Source organism: Paenibacillus sp. J22R56 (genome assembly GCF_056269375.1).
The window spans coordinates 97820-111407 of record NZ_JBWDNV010000004.1; the positions used below are offsets into that span (position 1 = coordinate 97820).

At 48.9% G+C, this 13588-nt stretch carries 10 protein-coding genes; 7 read left to right on the forward strand and 3 right to left on the reverse strand.

Annotation, left to right across the window (positions count from 1 at the left end):
* Window positions 1–76: 76 nt before the first annotated feature.
* The gene (locus AC0YNT_RS11190) at window positions 77–1690 is read right to left on the reverse strand and encodes an ABC transporter substrate-binding protein (RefSeq protein ID WP_475804636.1); all 1614 of its coding nucleotides are present in this window, start codon (window positions 1688–1690) and stop codon (window positions 77–79) included.
* A 326-nt stretch (window positions 1691–2016) separates the two neighbouring features.
* Here AC0YNT_RS11190 and AC0YNT_RS11195 point away from each other — a divergent pair, with 326 nt between their 5' ends.
* The 7 genes from AC0YNT_RS11195 to AC0YNT_RS11225 all read left to right on the forward strand — a co-directional run bounded on the left by AC0YNT_RS11195 (window position 2017) and on the right by AC0YNT_RS11225 (window position 9801).
* Window positions 2017–2886, forward strand: a complete 870-nt coding sequence (locus AC0YNT_RS11195; protein WP_475804637.1) for a hypothetical protein — start codon at window positions 2017–2019, stop codon at window positions 2884–2886.
* A gap of 145 nt (window positions 2887–3031) precedes the next feature.
* Window positions 3032–3940, forward strand: a complete 909-nt coding sequence (locus AC0YNT_RS11200) for an ArsR/SmtB family transcription factor (RefSeq protein WP_475804638.1) — start codon at window positions 3032–3034, stop codon at window positions 3938–3940.
* 204 nt (window positions 3941–4144) lie between these two features.
* On the forward strand, window positions 4145–5884 hold the full coding sequence (locus tag AC0YNT_RS11205; RefSeq protein ID WP_475804639.1) for an ABC transporter substrate-binding protein: 1740 nt from the start codon (window positions 4145–4147) through the stop codon (window positions 5882–5884).
* 59 nt (window positions 5885–5943) lie between these two features.
* The gene (locus AC0YNT_RS11210) at window positions 5944–6897 is read left to right on the forward strand and encodes an ABC transporter permease (RefSeq protein WP_167278284.1); all 954 of its coding nucleotides are present in this window, start codon (window positions 5944–5946) and stop codon (window positions 6895–6897) included.
* A 37-nt stretch (window positions 6898–6934) separates the two neighbouring features.
* On the forward strand, window positions 6935–7846 hold the full coding sequence (gene opp4C / locus AC0YNT_RS11215) for an oligopeptide ABC transporter permease (RefSeq protein WP_475804943.1): 912 nt from the start codon (window positions 6935–6937) through the stop codon (window positions 7844–7846).
* Window positions 7847–7859: 13 nt separating this feature from the next.
* Window positions 7860–8843, forward strand: a complete 984-nt coding sequence (locus AC0YNT_RS11220; RefSeq protein ID WP_475804640.1) for an ABC transporter ATP-binding protein — start codon at window positions 7860–7862, stop codon at window positions 8841–8843.
* Window positions 8836–9801 carry an ABC transporter ATP-binding protein gene (locus AC0YNT_RS11225; protein ID WP_475804641.1) on the forward strand — a complete coding sequence of 322 codons (966 nt, stop codon included), beginning with the start codon at window positions 8836–8838 and terminating at the stop codon, window positions 9799–9801. The genes AC0YNT_RS11220 and AC0YNT_RS11225 overlap by 8 nt, the downstream gene beginning before the upstream one ends.
* Window positions 9802–10225: 424 nt before the next feature.
* On the opposite strand, the gene AC0YNT_RS11230 is transcribed toward AC0YNT_RS11225, so the two are convergent.
* Both AC0YNT_RS11230 and AC0YNT_RS11235 read right to left on the reverse strand, forming a co-directional pair.
* Window positions 10226–11737 carry a response regulator transcription factor gene (locus AC0YNT_RS11230; RefSeq protein WP_475804642.1) on the reverse strand — a complete coding sequence of 504 codons (1512 nt, stop codon included), beginning with the start codon at window positions 11735–11737 and terminating at the stop codon, window positions 10226–10228.
* On the reverse strand, window positions 11734–13515 hold the full coding sequence (locus AC0YNT_RS11235) for a cache domain-containing sensor histidine kinase (RefSeq protein WP_475804643.1): 1782 nt from the start codon (window positions 13513–13515) through the stop codon (window positions 11734–11736). Before AC0YNT_RS11235 ends, AC0YNT_RS11230 begins: the two co-directional genes overlap by 4 nt.
* Window positions 13516–13588: the final 73 nt, after the last annotated feature.

Sequence of the window (13588 nt, forward strand, 5' to 3'; positions counted from 1 at the left end):
ATAACTGAGAAAACTCAGCTATTTTTTGCCTGTATCGATATTCGATTTATTTCTAAAGCCGAGAGCAGAGGTTTTATTACTTCATGTACAGCTTGGACGGATCTTCGAAAATAACGACTGGTTTCAGAACCGCTTGATCGAGGCCGCCGAAACGTTTGTCGATAGCTACGATTGTTTTCGTGTAGCCTACAGGGTATACAACAGCATCATCAGCGATGATTTGTTGCAGCTTTTGGTAAGCCTCGCCGCGTTTAGTTGCATCTGCTTCACCAGCACCTTGGTTGAACAGAGTGTCTACTTCTGGGTTCGAGTAACGAGCGTAGTTGGAGTTGGAGCCGCTTGTGAACAGAATGCGGTAAGCATCTGGGTCGTAACCCATGATGTAGCCTGCATAGGACAGTTCATAATCTTTGGATTTCAGGTCCGTAAATTTCTGACCGTAAGCCGAAGCGTCCATGCTTTGCAGTTCAACTGTGATGCCAACAGCTTTCAGCTTTTGTTGAATGTACAGGGCAGCTGCTTCTTGTGCTTTGTTGCCGCTTGATACGATGAAGCGAAGCTTCAGGTTGCTTTCGCCAGCGGAAGCCAGCAGTTCTTTTGCTTTATCTACATCATTATCGTAAGAAGTAACGTCGTTCGTGTGGAACAGGCCGTCCGGTGTTACGAACGATTTGGCTTGGTCGGCATAGTCGCTCGAGCCATATACCGTTTGGATCAGCTCTTCACGGTTCAGGGCGTAAGAGATCGCTTGACGAACTTCTTTTTTCTTCAGAGCGCCAGTGTCGCTGTCTTCATTAAAGAGCAGGTAAGCAAGGCGGCCTTCGCTGTAAGCCTGAATATCGAAGTTGCCAGTGCTTTCGATTGTCGATACGTCTTGCGGATCAAGGTATTTCACGTTGATTTCGCCATTTTGAAGAGCTAGGTTCGCTGCATTCGCATCTTTTGCTACACGGTAAGTGATCGAATCCAGATGCGGTTTGCCTGCGAAGTAGTTATCGAAACGTTCAAGAGTTACATACTCGCCTGTTTTGTATTCTTTGAACTTGAAGGCACCAGAACCTACTGGTGTGTTGTTCTTTGTGCTTTTCTCAATATTCGCTTCGCCTTCGAAAATATGCTTAGGAATCGGAGTCAATTGCACAAGTGTTGCTTCGAACGCCGGGTTAACTTGCGGCAGTTGGAATTCAACTGTTGTATCGTCAACTTTCACTGCTTTGACCGGCTTGCCGCCGATGATCAGGTTCTCGCGGAAGAAGCTGTTTTGCTTCTCGTCAAGAATGGAATCGAAAGTGAAGACAACATCGTCTGCTGTGAGCGGCTGGCCATCATGCCAAGTAAGACCACTTTTCAGCTTCAAAGTATAAGTCAGGTTGTCAGCCGAAGGCTCAAGGCTGTCAGCCAGGTAGAATGTTTTCTCGCCGTTGTTCACTTGGAACAGTGGAGCGTAAAGGGCTTGGTCAATTGTCAGGCTGACACGGTCGCCTGCATAGATTGGGTTAAGAATGACAGGGTCGGCTTGTACACCAAGGATCAGGCTGCCACCGTCTTTTGGTTGATCGGCCGCTGCCGTATTCGAAGGCGATGCTTCGGAGTTGTTGCCTGCATTATTGCCATTGTTGTTGCCGCTGCAAGCACTGATTACTACTGCTAGAATAATGAGGGTAAGTAAAGCGGGAATGCTTTTGCGCATGATTCCATCCTCCAGTTTTGTCTGAGCTGTTCTGATGAAATTTATATTACATCGGATTACTCGGAATTACAACCTTTAAATTATATTTCTCTCATTATGCTCCAAAATAGTAGTGCTGTCGATGCAAGGAACCCCCTCTTATGGCGAGATATTACAAGGTTTCCCTTATCTTGGGGGATGTTATTCATAAATTTAATGTAACCTTCAGAGAGGTGTATTCGTTTGTAATAGTGAGCATTGCTTACGAAGCAAGAATTGCGTTGCAATTCTTTAGCTAATGCTTACGAAGTAAGAATTGCGTTGCAATTCTTTATAGGAGGTAACAAATGAAAAACAAGAACATCACGACAAAATGGACTATTCTGCTTAGCAGTACTGTCCTGGCGGCTTTTCTACTGTCCGCTTGCAACGGTAACAACAATAATAATGCGGCTCCTACGACGAGTCCAACGGAATCGGCAACACCGGCGCCTACGGAATCACCAAATGCAGAAACCAAACAAGGTCATGGCGTGTTTGTCGGCTTGGCCGACTCCCATACGGTTGAAATTACAGTGGATGGCGAGGCAGCTGCCTATCAGCTTGGAGAAGGAACGGATGAAGTGGTTGCTTCGTTGAAGGATGGCGATGCCGTAACGTTCGAGTATACGGAGGCTGCAATTGAAGGTGATGCAACAGCTAAGCTGCTGACGATTACGAAGATTGAGAAGTCTGCCGAAGATACGCCTGCTTTAGAGCTTCCAGCTACGAAGGACTTCAAGTTCCAACTGGAAGGAAATGAAGAGACCCGTACGGGTACGCTCGCAAAGGGTGACGGTTATGCTCTGTATATCTTCGAACAATTCAAATTCGATGCTGCAGCAGGCAAATTGATTATGAATGTCGACAACAACTATTATGTAGAGATCAGCAAGCTTCCGGAGGGCTTCAAGCTGGAGGATATTAAGGCAGATGCGGAGAAAGAGCTTGCAGCTACAGGTGATGTGCAGACGATTGATCCAAAGGACTCTAATTCGATGATTGGCGATTTCGACCTGATGCTTAAAGCTTCCGGCGATAAGCTGACGAAGGAAGTTATCGTGAAGACGGTTGACGGCGCAAGCTTCCTGTTCAAAGTGAATCAGCCGGTAGGCGAGCCAACCGAAGGCTTCGGACCGTTAGCATCTGCGTCGATGGGCTCCATTGTTAGTCAATAATTAGAATCTACTATTATAGAAGAGCAGCATTCGGGGAGCATTATGCTCTTTGGGTGCTGCTCTTCATGTTGCAATCGTATTCATTTCCGTGTAGAATACGCCCAAGTCAAGGTATTTCGACCTAGAAGGCGAAGGGTGGGTGTGGATGGATTACCATATAGACATCGAATTTAAACCGCTGAACGAAGCGATCAGTAGTTTGCATACCTATATTTGCCGAAAATCGCATAAGAAGCTCGATCTTTCACCTAGCTGGGCACAGGAAACCCGCATCAAGCTGACTCCGGATTTGGCGGAATGGCTGGATCAACTATCTATTGATCAGGAATGGAAATATGCGTTTCTGCTTGTTCATTTGTGTCCGGAAACGGATGTTCCGGCCTTTGTGAATTGGCTGTCCAAGCAGAGTGTGGGTGAACTGTATGAAAGGATGTCACCGTACAGCAGCAGTTTCCCGGTAGATATGAGCGCATTCAAAGAGAAGATCCTCAAGCTGTTCACCATGTGGCAGGAGCAATATTTCGAGCATATCAGCCCGCGAATATTGAGCAGCCTGGAGGAGGTTGCAGCGGAGAGAAAGAACGCCAAGTCAGCCACGCCAGCCTGGCAATTCATAGATGAGACGACAAACGGACTTATTTTTGAGCCTATAGCGAGTTTAAGTAAGCTTGTGATGATTCCGCAGTATCACTTTCAGCCCATTAATGTGATATCGCACTTTAATCAGCTAACGCTTTGCTACTACTCCGCGAGAGTGGACCTTAGCGAAGGGGATTTTTTATCCGCCCATGATTATCGCATCTTAAGAAGCTTGGGGGAGAAGAGCAGACTGAAGATCCTGCGTTATCTGCATCAAGGACCAAGAACCTTTATAGAGATTCACCGCCATTTAAAGCTGTCCAAAGGAATTACGCATGATCATATTACTAAACTTCGGAGCGCGGGACTGATTCATGCCCATTTTGAAGGGGAGAACCTGACGGTTTACAGCTTGCGTGCCGGAACGCTTGATCGTTTGCAGCATGCCATTATGGATTATATAACCGGAAAATAGCAACATTGAAAATGCCGCTTGCCCCAATTAGGGGAAAGCGGCATTTTTGTCATTCCCTTTATTTCTCTGTAAAAAGAAATATTTTTTAGTTCTCTCTTTACAGAACTGTATCTAGTTTCTATAATAGGGACTAAAGATTCCAATTCATAGTCTTTTAATCGGAATTGATGGGATATCAGTATTGTACATTATGGGAGGGTATTTATGAAAAAGTTAACTTTAGCCACAACATCGGTTGTGCTTGTCGGCACCTTGCTCCTTGCTGCTTGCTCCAATAATGGCAACGAGGCGCCCGCGAATTCACCGGCATCTAGCAATACCAATGTTCAAGCCGGTAGCAGCAATAACTCGGGCTCTGCTTCGCAAGGATTAACGGACACGATTCTAGCCAGTGACATCAGCAAATTGCCTGATCAAGCAAAGAAGCGGACGGATATGATTATTGTCGGACTCACCGACCCAAGCGGTGCATTTACTCCTTATTTCCAGCAAAGCGGATATGATGGCAACGTCTCTTCGCTTCTCTATACCCCACTTGTTACTGTGGATGACGAGGGCGTTCCTCAGCCAGGACTGGCGGAGAAATGGGAAGTATCGCCTGACAGCTTGACCTATACGTTCCACCTGCGCAAGGATCTGAAATTCAGCGACGGCTCTCCGCTTACAAGCGAGGATGTAGCGTTCACATGGACGATCCTGAATGACAAGTCGTATGACGGTGATTCGCAGGTCAATACGCTGGGTGTTAAAGGAAGCGCGGCTTACAAAGACGGAAGCGCGACCTCTATTGAGGGAATTAAGGTGACTGATCCGCAGACCATCTCCGTCACTTTGGATAAGCCCAATGCGGCTGCCCTGGTGCTGCTTGGTTCCGATGTTCTGTCCAAGGCTTACTACGGCAAGGACTACAAGCAAGGCAATCTGGATTATATGAAACAGCTTAGCTCGAAGCCGCTTGGCACCGGCCCGTACAAGCTGGAGAAATTCATTCCTGGCCAAGAGGTTCGTTTTACGGCTAATGAGAACTACTACGGCGAGAAGCCGAAAACCAAAGACTTCATCTATAAAACATCCGAAGGCGATACGTGGCAATACCTGGAGACAGGTGAAGTTGACTATGCCTCATTCAGCGCCACTACCGAAAATATAGACAAGCTGAAGTCGCTCGGCTTCGTTAATATCGTTCCGTATACACCAAGCACTTACAGCTACCTGCAGCTTAATTTCGAGCACAAGGCGCTTGACGATAAGAAGGTACGCCAGGCTTTAACCTACGGTCTTGACCGTCAAAGCATCTACGTGGATGCCAACCAAGGGGCAGGCGTTGTGGCTAACATTCCGTCTTCGCCAATCTCTTGGGCCTATACGGAAGATAACATTAATCCCTACAAATTCGACACGGAAAAAGCGAAGTCGCTTCTCGATGAAGCAGGTTGGACCGTTGGGGCAGGCGGCATTCGCGAGAAAGACGGCGAGAAGCTGAAAATCCATTATCTCGGCACAAAGAGTAAGAACACGGATATCTTCATCGCGGTTGCGAAAGAAAACTTTGCGGCGCTGGGCGTCGAGTTTGAGCCTGAAGTATTCGCGGATTTCAATGCGCTGGTCTCCAAGGTAGAAGGCGGAGATTATGACATGGTATCCTTCTCGACTCCGCTTTTGACCGATCCGGCTGACGGTTTGCTGCAATTCGTAGACGGCGAGATTAAAGGCTACGATAATCCGAAGTTCAAGGAGCTGTACGAGAAAGGACTTGCTACAACCGACATGGAAGAACGCAAGGCGATCTATAAAGAAATCTTCCAGCTGCTTAATGATGACTTGCCGGTAATCTTTACAAACTATAAGAAGAGTGTCTTTGCTTATAACGCAAGAATCGAGAATTTGTCGATCAGTCCATTCTACGGGCTGGCGTTAAGCCTGCCGAATTGGAACCTGAAGTAAAAATAATGTCCCCTGCCCGGGCCTAAGCCGTGCAGGGGGTGTGAGATTAAGGAGCCGATATGAGCACTTATTTCGTGAAGAGATTTACCTACATGGCTATTATATTGCTCGCCGCTTCCTTTCTGATCTTTAGTTTGTACGCCTTGACGCCGGGCGATTTCATCACCGGCAATATTAAATTAACCCCGGAACGCAAGGCAGAGCTGCGGGAAATTTACGGGCTTAACAAGCCATTGATCGAGCGGTATCTCACTTGGATGAAGAATGCTATACATGGAGACTTCGGCTATTCGCTTGCCCAGCAGAAGCCGGTACTCACCTTGTTCAATCAATACATCTGGAACTCATTCCTTCTTGCGGCTATCTCCACCTTCTTTACCTGGCTGATTGCCGTCGTGATTGGGGTCATTGCGGCGTATAAACAATATTCCTGGTTTGATACGCTGGTGATGGTGCTTATTTTTGCCGCGATGTCTATCCCATCCTTCTTCATCGGGCTGTTCCTGATTAAGGTGCTTGCCGTTGATTTGAAGTGGCTGCCTCCAGGAGGAATGATTACGACGGGCAGCAACGCCCAAGGATTTGCCTATGTGAAGGAAGTGATTCATCATATGACGCTTCCGGTAATTGTTATGACGCTGCTGGGCGTTGGTTCGCTGACGCGTTACTTCCGCAGCAACATGATTGACGTCATTAAACAGGACTATATACGAACTGCCCGGGCGAAAGGGTTGACGGAACGCAAGGTATTGTTCACCCATGCGCTTCGCAATGCCTTGCTGCCTGCCATCACGCTGGTTGGCTTCGAGCTTCCGGCCTTGTTCGGAGGATCTCTTATTATTGAGAAGATTTTTAACTGGCCGGGTATCGGACAACTGTATATGCAGTCCTTCGGACTGCGCGATTATCCGCTGCTCATGGGCTTTACGATGTTTATCGCCGTGCTGACGGTAATCGGTACGCTTATGTCCGACATTCTGTATCATCTCGCGGATCCGCGGGTGAAGCTGTAGGAAGGGGGGCTTATAGATGACGATTGCCAGTGGTGAAATGGCTCAGGGAGTAAAGGTCAATAAGAATCAATCGCATGCCCGTTCTTCGTTATGGCAGCAATCCTTCCGGAGACTTGTACGCAACAAATTGGCGGTAACGGGTTTTGCCGTTGTCATTATTATGTTTTTGTCTTGTTTTATCGGACCGTTCTTCTCGCCTTACGCCGATAACAAAATCAATATGGCGTTAATGAATCACGCGCCGAATGCCAAGCACTGGCTTGGTACAGACACGCTTGGACGGGATGTGCTGACCCGCGTGCTTCAGGCGGGGAGAATCTCGCTTACGGTCGGACTCGCTTCGATGGTATTGTCCGTCTTCATCGGTACTTTGCTTGGCATTATTGCCGGTTATTATCGCGGTGTTGCCGATCAGCTCATTATGAGGCTGGCGGACTTGCTGCTGACGATACCTAGCCTTCCGCTCCTGTTTATTATCGGTGCGCTGCTATCGGAGTGGAAAGTGCCTCCGGACTACCGGATGTATATTGTAATGCTGATGCTTAGCATCGTCAGCTGGCCGGGATTAGCCCGGATGATTAGGGGGCAGATGTTGTCCTTGCGCGAGCGGGAGTTCATGCAGGCGACGATCGTGCTTGGCCTCAGCGATAGACGCAAACTGTTCCGGCATCTGCTTCCGAATCTTGTGCCGCTTATTATCGTTATTGCAACGCTGAATATCGGCGGCGCGATACTGAGCGAATCGGTGCTTAGCTTCTTCGGATTGGGCGTTATGCCTCCGACGCCGACATGGGGAAATATGATTGATGCCGCGAATAACATGATTGATTTCCAGGAGCGGCCATGGCTGTGGATTCCGCCGGGCTTGTCCATTTTTGCGACTGTCATTGCCATCAATATATTTGGCGACGGTCTGCGCGATGTGCTGGATCCGAAACAGAAAAGGTAGGTGAGCTTCTATCATGAAGGATTTGCTAACAATTGATCATCTCCAGACCTTCTTCAAGACGGAAGCCGGAACTGTCCGTGCCGTGGACGATGTCAGCCTGCGGATCAAGCCGGGCGAAACGGTCTGTATCGTAGGGGAATCCGGCAGCGGAAAAAGCATCACCGCCATGTCGGTAATGGGGCTTATTGGAAATGCGGGCGGCAAGGTAGAGGGCGGCAGTATCCAGTTTCAGGACCGCGATCTGCTCAAGCTGTCCCGTAACGAGCTTCGTACGATACGCGGCCATGAAATCGCGATGATCTTCCAAGAGCCGATGTCTTCGCTTAATCCCGTTCTGAAGATCGGCGAGCAAGTGATAGAACCGCTGATGGAACATCTGAAGCTGAGCAGGAAGGCGGCGCGCAAGCGTGCAATCGAGCTCATTAAGCAAGTGGGCATTTCCAGGGCGGAACAGATTGTCGATGCGTATCCGCATGAATTAAGCGGCGGCATGCTGCAGCGGGTTATGATCGCAATGGCCATCTCTTGCGGGCCTAAGCTCCTTATTGCCGACGAACCAACTACAGCGCTCGACGTGACCATTCAAGCGCAAATTCTCGATCTGCTGCGCAGCCTGAAGGAAGAGAGCGGGATGTCGATTCTGCTCATTACCCATGATCTTGGCGTAGTGGCGGAAATGGCCGATTATGTAGCCGTCATGTACGCCGGTAAAATCGTGGAGCAGGGGGAAGTGGAGGCGATCTTTGCGAATCCGAAGCATCCTTATACAAAGGGACTGCTGCGTTCGAAGCCGATCATGAATCAACTGCAGGATGAGCTTTATTCCATTCCCGGACAAGTACCAAATCCGCTTGAGCTCACGGAGTCGTGCTACTTCCATGACCGTTGCGAGCAATGTATGGCCATCTGCCGGACCAAGCAGCCCGAGCTCACCCCGGTAGGCGATCTGCAGCAAGCGGCTTGCTGGCTGTATGAGGAGGAGAAACGGTATGCCTGAAGCGTTGCTGGAAGTGCGCAATCTGAAAAAATATTTCCCCATCCAGTCGGGACTTCTGAATCGGACGGTTGGTCATGTGAAGGCCGTTGATGACCTTAGCTTCACGATCCGCAAAGGCGAAACCTTTGGTCTCGTGGGCGAGTCGGGCAGCGGCAAAAGCACCGTCGGCCGTTCGATTGCCCGCTTGACCGAGAAGACATCGGGCGACGTTCTGTTCAAAGGAACGGATATCTATTCGCTTCCGAAGGATGAGCTTCGGCAATTGCGGCCTGCTCTGCAGCTGATCTTCCAGGATCCGTACAGCTCTTTGAATCCGCGGGTGCGTGTGGGCGATGCGATAGGAGAGGCGCTGCTTGATCATCAATTGGCCGACAAGTCGGAGATTCGCAGCAAGGTGCTGGAGGTGCTGGAGTTATGCGGTTTGTCTGACTATCATATTGACCGTCTTCCGCATGAATTCTCGGGCGGCCAGCGTCAGCGGATTGGCATAGCACGGGCGCTTGCGCTTAATCCCGAGCTTATCATTGCCGATGAGCCGATGTCCGCGCTGGATGTATCGATTCAAGCACAGATCATCAATCTATTCCGTAAGCTGCAGGAAACAAACGGATTATCTTATTTGTTCATCTCTCATGATCTAAGCGTTGTGGAGCACCTGTGCAACCGGATCGGCGTTATGTATCTCGGCTCCATGGTGGAGACGGGTTCGAGGGAGGACTTGTTCCTGCGTCCGCAGCATCCTTATACGAAGGCACTGCTGTCAGCCGTTCCGATCCCGATTCCCAAGCTGAAGCGGGAACGAATTGTATTGAGCGGCGATATCCCTAGCCCGGCTAATCCGCCATCCGGTTGCAAGTTCCATACCCGCTGTCCCTATGCGACAGAGCGCTGTAAGGAAGAGGTGCCGGCTCTTCGGACCATTGGCACCGATCATCTGGTTGCTTGCCATCTGGTTTAATAGAAAATATAAAAGGACTCTCTCGACCGTTATTGACGTTGAGAGGGTCCTTTTCCATATCGAAGAAGACTGCCAGTGAATCGCTCAAACGAAGCGTACTGCCGGCTACGTTACGTTGGATTTCGTCCAGCATAATAGTGCATGAAAGCAGCTACCGGCTGCTACGTTGGATTTCGTCCAGCATAATTCTCGAAATAAGTCTTGGCAGCTAGAAATTCGGCGAAAATACTGGATAAATTCCAATCTAGTCAAGGGAAGCGGCCTATCCACGAGAAATGCACTGGATCAAATCCAACGTAGGGGTGCGCCGTCGGAATCCCGGAGTAGCATCATTTGATCCGAGGCAACTGGAAAGGCTTTATCTAAGCTCCGTTCGATTGCAGCAGCCTCCTAGGGGCACACTGCTCTTTACGCCTTTGCGTTCTTAATGATTTTGCCGGAATTCGCTCGGCGAGACTTGGAAGTGCTTTTTAAACACGCTCGAGAAATAGGTCGAGTCGTCGAAGCCGACGGTCTGGCAAATCTCTGATATTTTCATATCGGTATTACGCAGCAGCACCTGTGCCTTCTGAAGCTTCAGCTTGGTGACATAACCCGTGAACGTCTCGCCGGTTTCTTTCTTGAACAACGTACTTAAGTAACTAGGGTTCAGATGGATACATTCGGCTACCTGCTTAATCGACAGGTCGCTGTCTAAATAATGCTCTTCAATATAGTCAATCGCTTGCTGAATGCTGTTCACATAAGGATTGGCCTGCTGCTTCCACCGCTCGAGCCGGACTGTGAAATCGCGACAGGTATCCTTGAACCAGCAGCGCAGCTCATTGTTATTATGAAGCTGATCGATCATCTGAAGCAGAACTTCCACCGGTTTACTTTGATTCGAGAATAGCCCGAGTACCTCAGAGATTTGATCTAGCGCTAGGGTATGGTTAATCACGTTAAGTTTACCTTCAGTAAGCTGAAGTACACCTACGTGCTGGCCCACTTTCTCAAAGTAATCCTGCAGCGCAAGATGATCGCCGGAGATGATTAATGACATTACTTCATTTTTCACAGCTTCAACGGCTTGATGTTTGCTGCTCTTACCCTCAGGCTGCGGAATCCCTGCCGGTTGTGTGCGATGCTCGCAATAGTCCGTGTACGCAGACATCAATTGAGGGATATCCGAGCTTGGTCCAAGCAGAGTACTATCGATCTCAATTCCGAGATACTCGCGAACAGCAATCGCTGCATTTTCACGCCAAGATTCGGTTGTATGCTCTGAGGACGGCAGCGACAGGATAAACTGATCCTCCTTCAAAATGAGCAGCTTGGCATCCGCATCCTCGCTCAATGCCAGTTCCAAAATGATATTATAGATCCCGTATTGCAGCACATACAGATCGTCGGCCCGGTAGTTTTTCGCTGAAGGGAAGTAATCCGTTATCGTAATCAGCCACAACTGGCTGCTCTGGAACAGATGGATGAAATGAGATGCCAGCTCCTGATTCCTCTGATACTTGAGCAAGATGGAACGAAGCAGATGCTCCTTGGTGGCCTGCTGCTCCTTGCGTTTCACTCTCAACCTCTTGAATGCACTGTCCAGAATGCCCGAAATATCTTCATCTGAGCAGGGTTTTAACAAGAAGTCCATTGCACCGTAGCGAATAGCAGACTGCGCATATTGAAAGTCTTGAAAGCCAGTGATGATAATGAACAGAATATCGAGGTTATGTTTGTGAATACGCTCCGCGAGCTCAATTCCGTTCATAACCGGCATATGAATATCCATCAGAATAAGGTCAGGCTTTAGCTCCACGGCTTTATTCCAGCCTTCTTCTCCGGTCTCGGCTTCTCCAATCACGGTCCAGTTCGCCATACTTTGGCTGATAAAAAACTTCAGTCCCTCACGAAAATTAGGCTGATCCTCGACGATTAAGACAGTTCCCTTCATATGAATCCCCCCTTACTACTGATCGGTAAAATGTAACTAACAGTTGTTCCGCTATCCACCTTACTTATGAACTGCAAGCCGTAAGGTGCCCCGTACACAAGCAGAATCCGCCGCACCGCGTTATGAATGCCGAGATGATTGCCGAGGATGTCCCGTTCACTGGCCGATAATTTGCGCAGCATCTCGGGTTCAATACCTCTGCCGTTATCCGTTATATCTACTCTCAGATGATCCTGCTCCTGATAAGCATGGATTCGCAGCAGCTTCTTGTCCGCTTTTGTCTTATTGGCAAAAGCGTGGACAAAGACATTTTCTACCGCTGGCTGCAGAACCAGTCTTTGAATTTCCGTCGACAGCAGATGCTCGTCCGTCTGAATATCCAGCTCCAGCTCGGGATGGAACAGCTCCATCTGAATCTTTATATAGCTCCGAAGCTGCTCGAGCTCTTCCCTTAATGTGCTTGTCTGCTCGATAGGCTTCAAGGAATATTGCAGGATTTTGGACAGCGACTGGATGATGGCAGCTGTGTCCTTCACATTCTGGAGATAAAGCTTCCAGTAGATTTCGTTCAATATATTATATAGAAAATGCGGATTCAACTGCGCCTGAATTGCCCTCAGCTCAGCTTCCTTCTCCCGCAGCTGCTTCAGCAGCACCTCATCAATCAGCTTCTGAATATGGTCGGCCATATCGTTAAACGACTCTCCGAGAAAGGCGAGTTCATCCTTGGAGCGAACTTCGACACGGGCATTCATGTGACCCGAACGGAGCCGCCTCATCCCGGATACCAGGTTGCCCAGAGGCCGAAGCAGTCTAGTGCTGGTGAGCGTTAGAAGCAGACCCGTCAGCAGGATACTGGACAGGCCGGATATAGCGATTGTCTTCAATATATCTGCGTTCCGCTTGTCCAGCGCATCGAGCCCTAAGCCGCTGATCAGCTTGAAGATACCGGAATCGGAAATGTTTTTTACAAACAGATAGTTGCCCTGCTCGGTAGCTTGGACAACAGACGCCTGCTCATCCTCGTCGTGCTGCAGCGGAATGACTTCGGGCTTCGGCTCGGCGTCAGTATCGTCCTGATTCTGCTCGCTAAACAAAAGGCGGTCCTTGCGGTCAAGCAGATAGACAATGCTGTCATCTTGTCCAATATCGTCGATCACCTCCGAGAAAAAGCCTTCATCCAGCACCAGCACAAGTGTTCCGTACGTTTGCTGGAAGGTGCTCTTCATTTGGCGTGCCGCTATAATCATGTTCCTGTAACCGCTTGGATCCGCTGTGCTCGGAAGCTTCAACCTGAACCAGGTCAACGCCCCGTTCGTCCCAGCCAGCTCTTGATTAATGAGGCTGCGAGTAGGCTGATCCAGCATCGAGACAGCTCCGAAATTCGCATTATAATAGCTTTCGCCGCGCAGATTGTAGATGAACATTGCCTTGACATGAGGGGCATCCAGCTTGGCCTGCGAGACCATCTCATACATAAGCTGAAGCTGTTCGACTTTATCTTCGTTTTTCAAGGAATTCGTCAGGATGGACACAACAGTAGGGTGGAAGACGATGGACTGCGAGACACGCTCCACCTCGTGAATATTCTGATTGATCCGCTGAAGCGCCTGCTTGTTATTTTGCAGAAATTGGCTTCGGATTTCCTCGCGGAACATCTTCTGATTGGACCGGTACACGATAATCCCGGTAATAGAGGAAGTGAGAATAACGATGAGCGACAAGCTGAGAATAAGCTTTACGACAAGACTTCGGGTTTGAAAGGGTAAGTTGAACATAGCTGCCGTCCTCCGTTAACACAAGATCTAATTTAAACAAAGGTTCCTCTAACTAAAGTTAAAGAAGTACATT